Annotated in this window: 7 protein-coding genes and 1 pseudogene; all 8 read left to right on the top strand. The window is 67.8% G+C overall.

Annotated elements, in window-relative coordinates:
* On the top strand, positions 1-497 hold a 497-nt coding region (locus DSP71_RS02020; RefSeq protein WP_309472598.1), incomplete at its 5' end, for a glutamate ligase domain-containing protein.
* Positions 494-1,600, top strand: a complete 1,107-nt coding sequence (gene mraY / locus DSP71_RS02015; protein ID WP_046749324.1) for a phospho-N-acetylmuramoyl-pentapeptide-transferase — start codon at positions 494-496, stop codon at positions 1,598-1,600. The genes DSP71_RS02020 and mraY, both read left to right, overlap by 4 nt.
* Positions 1,590-3,125, top strand: a complete 1,536-nt coding sequence (gene murD / locus DSP71_RS02010) for a UDP-N-acetylmuramoyl-L-alanine--D-glutamate ligase (protein ID WP_113680232.1) — start codon at positions 1,590-1,592, stop codon at positions 3,123-3,125. Before mraY ends, murD begins: the two co-directional genes overlap by 11 nt.
* Positions 3,094-4,299 carry a putative lipid II flippase FtsW gene (ftsW, locus tag DSP71_RS02005; RefSeq protein ID WP_113680245.1) on the top strand — a complete coding sequence of 402 codons (1,206 nt, stop codon included), beginning with the start codon at positions 3,094-3,096 and terminating at the stop codon, positions 4,297-4,299. The genes murD and ftsW overlap by 32 nt, the downstream gene beginning before the upstream one ends.
* Complete coding sequence (locus DSP71_RS02000; RefSeq protein WP_058632799.1) at positions 4,296-5,372, top strand: glycosyltransferase; 1,077 nt, start codon at positions 4,296-4,298, stop codon at positions 5,370-5,372. The genes ftsW and DSP71_RS02000 overlap by 4 nt, the downstream gene beginning before the upstream one ends.
* Before the next feature lie 39 nt (positions 5,373-5,411).
* Positions 5,412-6,812: a UDP-N-acetylmuramate--L-alanine ligase gene (gene murC, locus DSP71_RS01995; protein ID WP_113680231.1), complete on the top strand. Its 1,401-nt coding sequence runs from the start codon at positions 5,412-5,414 to the stop codon at positions 6,810-6,812.
* A 3-nt stretch (positions 6,813-6,815) separates the two neighbouring features.
* Positions 6,816-7,748, top strand: a complete 933-nt coding sequence (locus DSP71_RS01990) for an FtsQ-type POTRA domain-containing protein (protein WP_113680230.1) — start codon at positions 6,816-6,818, stop codon at positions 7,746-7,748.
* A gap of 164 nt (positions 7,749-7,912) precedes the next feature.
* A pseudogene (locus tag DSP71_RS22925) lies at positions 7,913-8,162 on the top strand (cell division protein FtsZ); the annotation flags it as partial.

The following is an 8,162-nucleotide window of genomic DNA, read 5'->3' as shown; positions in this document are numbered from 1 at the left end:
TCCTCGGCGTCTCGCCCGTCGATGCCGTGGCTCGTCTGGAGACCGTCGAGATCGCCGAACGGTGGCGGATGCAGCCCCTGGGCAACGACCGCGTGCGGATCATCAACGACGCCTACAACGCCAGCCCGGATTCCATGGCCGCTGCCTTGCGCACTCTCGCGCAGATCACCGGCCCCGAAGAGCGCACGGTCGCCGTCCTAGGTGCCATGAGCGAGCTCGGGGAGAGCGCGGGGGAGGAGCACGACCGGATCGGGCTGCTCGCCGTGCGTCTGAACATCCAGCGGATCGTGGTCGTCGGCGCTGAGGCGCGACGGCTGTATCTCGCCGCCGTCGGAGAGGGCTCGTGGGACAGCGAGGCTGTGCATCTGCCCGACCAGGACGCGGCGTTCGAGTATCTGCGCACCGAGCTCCGCGACGGCGATCGCGTGCTCGTGAAGTCATCCAACTCCGTGGGCCTCCGGCATCTCGGCGATCGTCTGGGAGAATTGTTCTCGTGAGGTCTCTCATCATGTCGGCGGCGATCTCGCTCGCCTTCACCCTGTTCCTGACCCCCGTCTTCCTCCGGCTCTTCCGGAAGTGGGGCTGGGGGCAGGTGATCCGCACCCCGGAGTCCGTCCACAACCCGAGCCACGAAGCGAAACGCGGAACGCCGACGATGGGCGGCGTCATCTTCATCGTCGGCTCGATGGTGGGCTACTTCACCGGTGTTCTGGTCAGCGGAGAGGTGCCGGCGCTCTCGGCGCTGCTCGTGATCTGGCTGATGGTCGGTTTCGGTGCCGTCGGGTTCATCGACGACTACATGAAGGTGCGCAGCCAGCGCAGTCTCGGACTGTCGGGCTGGCGCAAGGTGATCGGTCAGCTGCTGGTCATGATCCCCTTCGGCATCGTCGCGCTGAATTTCCCGAACAAATGGGGCCAGACGCCGGCGAGTTCCGCGATCTCCCTGTTCCGCGACATCACCTGGCTCAACCTCTTCGCCTTCGGCGTGATCCTCGGGTGGATCCTCTATCTCGTGTGGATCTCGATCATCGGGGTCGCCACCTCGAACAGCGTGAACCTGACCGACGGTCTCGACGGTCTCGCGGCCGGAGCCGGCGTCATCGTCGTCGGGGCGTACAGCCTCATCGCCTTCTGGCAGTTCAAGCAGCCCTGCATCGGCGGAGACCCCGATGCCCTGGGCGGATGCTACGAAGTGCGCGACCCGTTCAACCTGGCGATCATCGCCGCGTCCTTCGCCGCCAGCCTGATCGGATTCCTGTGGTGGAACGCCCCCAAGGCGAAGGTCTTCATGGGCGACGTCGGATCCATGGCGATCGGTGGTGTCATCACCGCGATGGCCATCCTGACCCGGACCGAGCTGCTCCTGCTCGTGATCGCCGGTGTCTTCGTCCTGTCCTCCGGTTCGGTCATCCTGCAGCGCGCATACTTCAAGATCACGCGCGGCAAGCGACTGTTCCTGATGAGCCCGTTCCACCACCACCTCGAGATGCGCGGCTGGTCCGAGGTCACGATCGTGGTCCGCATGTGGATCATCGCCGGGCTGCTCGCCGTCTCTGCCGTCGGTCTGTTCTACGTCGAATGGCTGACCCGTGTCGACTGATCGGCTGGCAGGCCTCACCAGCTGGAACGCCGACTGGAGCGGCCTGCGGGTCGCCGTGCTCGGCCTCTCCATGACCGGGTTCTCGGTCGCCGACACGCTGGCCGAACTCGGCGCGGACGTGCTCGTGCTGAGCGAAGCCGCCGAAGAGGAGTACGAGCGTCTGCTTCCTGTCATCGGCGCCCGGCTCGAGCTGGGTCCGCTTGCAGAAGTCCCTGCCGTACTGGTCGAGTTCGCCCCCGAGGTCATCGTCGCCTCGCCGGGGTTCTCGCCGTCGCACCCGGTCATCCGATGGGCGCAGGATTCGGATATCGCGATCTGGGGAGACGTCGAACTCGCCTGGCGCGTCCGCGACAAGGTCCTGCGCTCCGACGGCGCACCGGCGGACTGGGTGCTCATCACGGGCACGAACGGCAAGACCACGACGACCCAGCTGACAGCCACCCTCCTCGTCGAGGGAGGACTGCGTGCGGCTCCGTGCGGCAACATCGGTGTGCCGGTGCTCGACGCGGTACGCGACCCCGCAGGGTTCGACGTCCTCGTGGTCGAACTCTCCAGCCATCAGCTCTGGTACCTGGGGCAGTCGCGGGCCGAGGGGGAGCTCTTCCCCTACGCGTCCGTGTGCCTCAACCTCGCCGACGATCATCTCGTCTGGCACGGTAGTGCTCAGGCCTACCGCGACGCGAAGGCCGTGGTCTACCGCAACACCCGGATCGCGTGCGTCTACAACAAGGCGGACGAGGCCACACGGCAGATGGTCGAGGAAGCGGAGGTCGTCGAAGGTGCCAGGGCGATCGGCTTCGACCTGGGGATCCCCGGTCCGAGTGACCTCGGCGTGGTGGAGGGCCTTCTCGTCGACAGGGCCTTCCTCGACGACCGGTCTCGCAGCGCTCTCGAGCTGACGACCGTCGCCGACCTCGAGGCTGCGGGTCTCGCCGCTCCCCATATCGTGCAGAACATCCTCGCAGCGAGCGCCTTGGCGCGGTCGCTCGGCGTCGAGCCCGAGGCCATCCACACGGCCCTGCAGTCCTTCCGCCTCGATCCTCACCGCATCCAGGTGATCGCGCGGCATCGCGGCATCACGTGGATCGACGACTCCAAAGCCACCAACCCGCATGCGGCCGCGTCATCATTGCGCGCGTACCCGGGCGCCGTATGGGTGCTCGGCGGGGATCTGAAGGGGGTCGACATCTCCGATCTCGTCGCCGACGTCGGGACGACAGCCCGGGCGGCCGTCGTGATCGGCGTCGAGCGCTCTGCCGTGGTCACGGCATTCCGGCGACACGCGCCCGGGGTGCCGGTGTTCGAGGTCGATGCTGGTGACACTGGACAGGTCATGAACCGTGTCGTGGAGATCGCCGCGGGAATCGTCGACGACGAGGGAACAGTCCTGCTGGCCCCGGCGGCGGCATCCTTCGATCAGTTCTCCGGCTACGCGGAACGGGGCCACCGCTTCGCCGAGGCGGTGCGGGACTGGATCGACCGGGGGAGTGCCGATGACACAGGTATCCCGCCCTCCGCGCTCTGAAGCCGGCGGTCTCGCTGCCAGGGTCTCGCTCGGACGCCGGTTCACCCCGGTGTCGACCGAGTTCCTGCTGATCGCGTCCACCGCCCTGCTGCTCACTCTGTTCGGCCTCGTGATGGTGTTGTCGGCGACCAGCGCCACCGCCGTGTCCAAGGGCGTCAATCCGCTGGACGGTGTGCTTCGTCAAGGGGTTTTCGCACTCCTCGGCATCCCGCTGATGTTCCTGATCAGCCGCCTGCCGATCGAGTTCCTCAAGCGGATGGCGTGGCCGGCACTCTTCGGCGCCGTGGCCCTGCAGATGCTGGTGTTCACCCCGCTCGGGATCGAAGACGGCGGAAACCGGAACTGGATCCGGATCGCCGGCTTCACGCTCCAGCCGTCCGAGTTCCTCAAGCTCGCTCTCGCCCTGTGGATCGCGGCCGTGCTGCTGCGCAAGCGCGCGATGCTCGGCACCTGGCATCACGTCTTCATCCCGGTGATCCCGGTCGGGGCACTGGCGATCGGCACCGTCCTCGCGGGGAAGGACCTCGGCACGGCGATGGTCCTGGTGCTCATCCTGCTCGGCTGTCTGTTCTTCTCGGGGGTCAAGCTCCGGCTGTTCATCATCCCGCTGATCCTCGGCGTCGTCGCCGTGCTCGCCTATGCGCTGTCCAGCGAGGATCGCATGCGGCGCATCACCGCGACGTGCGACAACATGGCGCTCTACTACACCGATTGCTACCAGTCGATCCACGGGATCTGGGGAATGGCGACCGGTGGCATCTTCGGTCTCGGTCTCGGCAACTCGCAGGAGAAGTACGGGTGGCTCCCTGCGGCGGGCAACGACTTCATCTTCGCCATCGTCGGCGAGGAGCTGGGACTGATCGGGTGCATCGTCGTTCTCGCCCTCTTCACGTTCTTCACGATCGGCGCGTTCCACATCATCCGCAAGACCTCCGACCCCTTCATCCGGGTGGCGGCCGGCGGCATCACCGTGTGGATCGTGGGCCAGGCCATCATGAACGTCGGCGTCGTCATCGGCGTCTTCCCCGTCATGGGTGTCCCGCTCCCATTCATGTCGCAGGGCGGTACCGCTCTGCTCGCCGTGCTGATCGCGTGCGGTGTGCTGCTCGCATTCGCGCGCACGATCCCTGTGACCGAGAAGCGACCAGCTGAGCGGGGTAGGGTCACCAGGTGACTTCGTATCTCCTCGCCGGCGGTGGCACCGCCGGTCACGTCAATCCCCTGCTCGCGGTCGCCGATGGCCTCCGCGCCCGCGATCCCGAGGCCACCGTTCTCGTGCTCGGCACTGCCGAGGGGCTCGAATCCCGTCTGGTCCCTGCACGCGGCTACGAGCTCCTCATCGTCGACAAGGTGCCGTTCCCGCGCCGACCGAACAAGCAGGCGATGTCGTTCCCCGCACGGTTCCGTCGCGCCGTCTCCCAGGTGCGCGCCCATATCCGTCAGCACGGCATCGACGTGGTCGTCGGCTTCGGGGGATACGCTTCCGCGCCTGCCTATGTCGCCGCTCGCCGTGAGCGCGTGCCGTTCGTCGTGCACGAGGCCAATGCCAAGCCGGGGTTGGCGAACGTGCTCGGTGCGCGGCGGGCAGCTGCCGTCGGCGTCGCGTTCGAGGGGACCCCGCTTCGTGGTGGCGAGGTCGTCGGCATGCCTCTGCGCCAAGAGGTCATCGCTCTGGACCGCGCGGCGTCGCGCGCTGAAGCGGCGGACTACTTCGGTCTCGACCCCGAACGGCCCGTCCTCCTGGTCTTCGGCGGCTCGCTGGGCGCGCAGCGACTCAATGAGGCGCTCGCTGATTCATGGCGAGACGTCCTCGACGCCGGATGGCAGCTGCTGCACGTGACCGGTGAGCGCAGTGATCTGGCAGATCCCGGTACGGACGGCTACGTGCTGCGCCGCTACGTCGACCGCATGGATCTTGCCTTCGCCGTCGCGGATCTGATCGTCTCCCGTTCCGGTGCGGCGACCGTGAGCGAGGTGAGCGCGCTGGGGATACCCGCGCTCTACGTCCCGTACTCCGTGGGAAACGGCGAGCAGCGCCTGAACGCCGCATCGGCCGTCGCTGCCGGAGCCGCCGAGCTGCTCGACGATGCGACCTTCGACGGCGATGCCGTGCGGCGCATCGTGGTGCCGCTGCTCGAAGACCGGGCGCGGATCGCGGAGATGGCTGCCGCTGCCCAGACGGCCGGAACCCGCGCAGGAACCGAGAACGTCATCACCCTCATCGACCGTGCACTCGCGGCTGCCTGACGCGTCCACGAAGCGGAAGAAAAGTAGACTGAAGCGGACATGATCAGACCCGACCTCTCCCTCCCCATTCCCGAGACGATCACCTCCGCGCACTTCATCGGCATCGGTGGATCCGGGATGAGCGGACTCGCCAAGATGTTCCTCGACGCGGGCATCCGCGTGTCCGGCAGCGACCGCGCAGACAGCGACAACCTGCGGGCGCTGGCCGCCGCGGGGGCGACGGTCCACGTCGGTCATGATGCCGCCCACCTCGGTGATGCCGACACGGTCGTGCACACCGGCGCCATCTGGCCGGAGAACCCCGAGTTCGTCACCGCCAAGGAGCGGGGCCTCCACGTCATCCACCGGTCCCAGGCTCTGCACTGGCTGATCGGCACGCGGCGCCTCGTCTCGGTGGCGGGTGCGCACGGCAAGACCACCTCGACGGGCATGATCGTCACGGCGTTGCGCGACCTCGACGCCGACCCGCACTTCGTCAACGGCGGCGTGATCGAGCAGCTCGGCGTGTCCAGCGCCACCGGGAGCGGCGACCTCTTCGTCATCGAGGCAGACGAGTCCGATGGCACCTTCCTCCTGTACGACACGGCTGTGGCGCTCATCACGAATGTCGACCCCGACCACCTCGACCACTACGGCTCCGACGAAGCCTTCCATCAGGCGTTCGTGCAGTTCGCGGACGCCGCGACCGAGGCCGTGGTGATCTCGAGCGACGACGCCGGCGCACTGCGCGTCGGTGCGGGCCTGTCGCACCCGAACGTGCTCACCTTCGGGCAGGCAGACGGCGCGGATGTGCGCGTCACCGACATCGTGGCTGCGGGGCCGGTCGCCGCCACGCTGACGCACGGCGACGAGCGCGCCCGGATGCAGCTCGCCGTCCCCGGCATCCACAACGCGATCAATGCGGCCGGCGCCGTCGCCGTTCTCCGCGCCCTCGGCTATCCGCTCGCCGACGCCGTTCGTGCGGTGGAGGGCTTCGCCGGTACGGTGCGTCGCCTCGAGCAGCACGGCGTCGAGCGTGGGGTCACCGTGTACGACGACTACTCGCACCACCCCACGGAGGTGCGAGCAGCGCTCGAAGCCATGCGCAGCATCGCCGGGTCCGGTCGGATCATCGCGATCCAGCAGCCTCACACCTACTCGCGCACGCAGCACATGTACCAGGAGTTCGCCGACGTCCTGGAGCAGTTCGCCGACCACACCGTGATGCTCGACGTCTACGGGGCCAGAGAAGACCCCGTGCCCGGTGTCACGGGCGAGCTCGTCAGCGGTGCGTTCCGTGACCCGTCGCGCGTCCACTATGTCGCAGACTGGCAGCAGGCCGCCGACTACACCGCCTCGGTCGCGCGAGACGGCGACTTCGTCGTCACGCTCGGGTGCGGCAACGTCTACCAGATCATCCCGCAGGTCCTGGACTCTCTGCGCCGGACCGACGAGGAGTAGCCGATGCGCCGGCCCGCACCGCTTCCGACCAGCCCGGAGTCTCCGGACGAGAAGGACGCCGCGCCGGAGGAGAGGTCCCGTCGGCGGCGACGCGATCCCGGAGCCGGTCAGGACACTCCGTCGACTCCTGACCCGGCACCCGGCGAGGAGCCGGACAGCACCTCGGTCGGCGACCCGCAGCAGACGTCGACGATGGATGTCTGGCGCGCGGCACGTGCGCGTCGGAAGGCTCTTCGTGCGGAGATCCGGCGTTTCACGCAGAGGTCGCGGCGGCGGAGGATCGTCTGGTTGAGCAGCATCGGCGCCGCACTGCTGCTGGTCGGGGGCAGCGTCGCCGCAGCGTACAGTCCGCTGTTCGCCGTGCAGAAGATCACCGTCGAAGGTGCCACGAGTCTCGATCCCGCCGCGATCGAGGCGGCACTGGGGGATCAGCTCGGCACTCCACTCGCACTGGTCGACTCCAGCAAGGTGAAGGCCGCGTTGCTGGGCTTCCCTCTCATCGAGACCTACGCCCTCGAAGCGCGCCCGCCGCATGACCTCACCGTGCGGATAGTCGAGCGCACTCCCGTCGGCGTGCTCCGCTCCGACGCCGGTTACACACTGGTGGACGCCGCCGGCGTGGTCCTTTCGACCACCTCCGATCAGCCGGCAGGGCAGCCGGTGCTCGACGTCGTCGGGGGTGTCGGATCGGCGGCGTTCCGGAGCGCTGGCCTCGTCGTGCGCACCCTTCCCGCGGACGTCCGCGCCGCTCTGATCGGTGTCCGCGCGACGACGGCGGACGACGTGACCCTCACTCTCAACGGCGGGTTGACGGTGGTCTGGGGGAGTGCGGAGGAGTCGGCGCTGAAGGCCGTCGTGCTCTCGAAGGCGATGGCGGCGAATCCGGCGGCGGGCTCGATCGACGTGACGTCTCCCGAAGTCGCCGTCGTCGGCTGAGCGCTTTCGTCGGGAATGGGGCGACACGCCCGTGTCTTCGCGCGTGCACGGCCGGGCGGCGCTTACCTTCGATCAAAGAGAACGCAATACCGGGAAATACTTTACACCTCTAGTTGAGGTTTAAGGTTCACCCACTTCCAGGCTCGAATAATCGGAGGCCGGCCATGAGCCAGAACCAGAACTACCTCGCCGTGATCAAGGTCGTCGGCGTCGGCGGTGGCGGCGTCAACGCCGTGAACCGCATGATCGATCTCGGCCTCCGCGGAGTCGAGTTCATCGCCGTGAACACCGATGCGCAGGCGCTGCTCATGAGCGACGCCGACGTCAAGCTCGACGTCGGTCGTGAACTCACCCGCGGTCTTGGTGCAGGTGCCGATCCCGAGGTGGGGCGTCGTGCCGCCGAGGACCACGCCG

The organism is Microbacterium sp. H6, assembly GCF_003314775.1.
Lineage (GTDB): Bacteria > Actinomycetota > Actinomycetes > Actinomycetales > Microbacteriaceae > Microbacterium > Microbacterium oxydans.
This window is presented reverse-complemented; position numbering and strand designations above follow the sequence as displayed.

Excerpts from the sequence above, each read along its gene's own strand:
- ftsW (WP_113680245.1), top strand. The coding sequence starts at position 3,094 with ATGACACAGGTATCCCGCCCTCCGCGCTCTGAAGCCGGCGGTCTCGCT.
- murC (WP_113680231.1), top strand. The coding sequence starts at position 5,412 with ATGATCAGACCCGACCTCTCCCTCCCCATTCCCGAGACGATCACCTCC.
- DSP71_RS01990 (WP_113680230.1), top strand. The coding sequence starts at position 6,816 with ATGCGCCGGCCCGCACCGCTTCCGACCAGCCCGGAGTCTCCGGACGAG.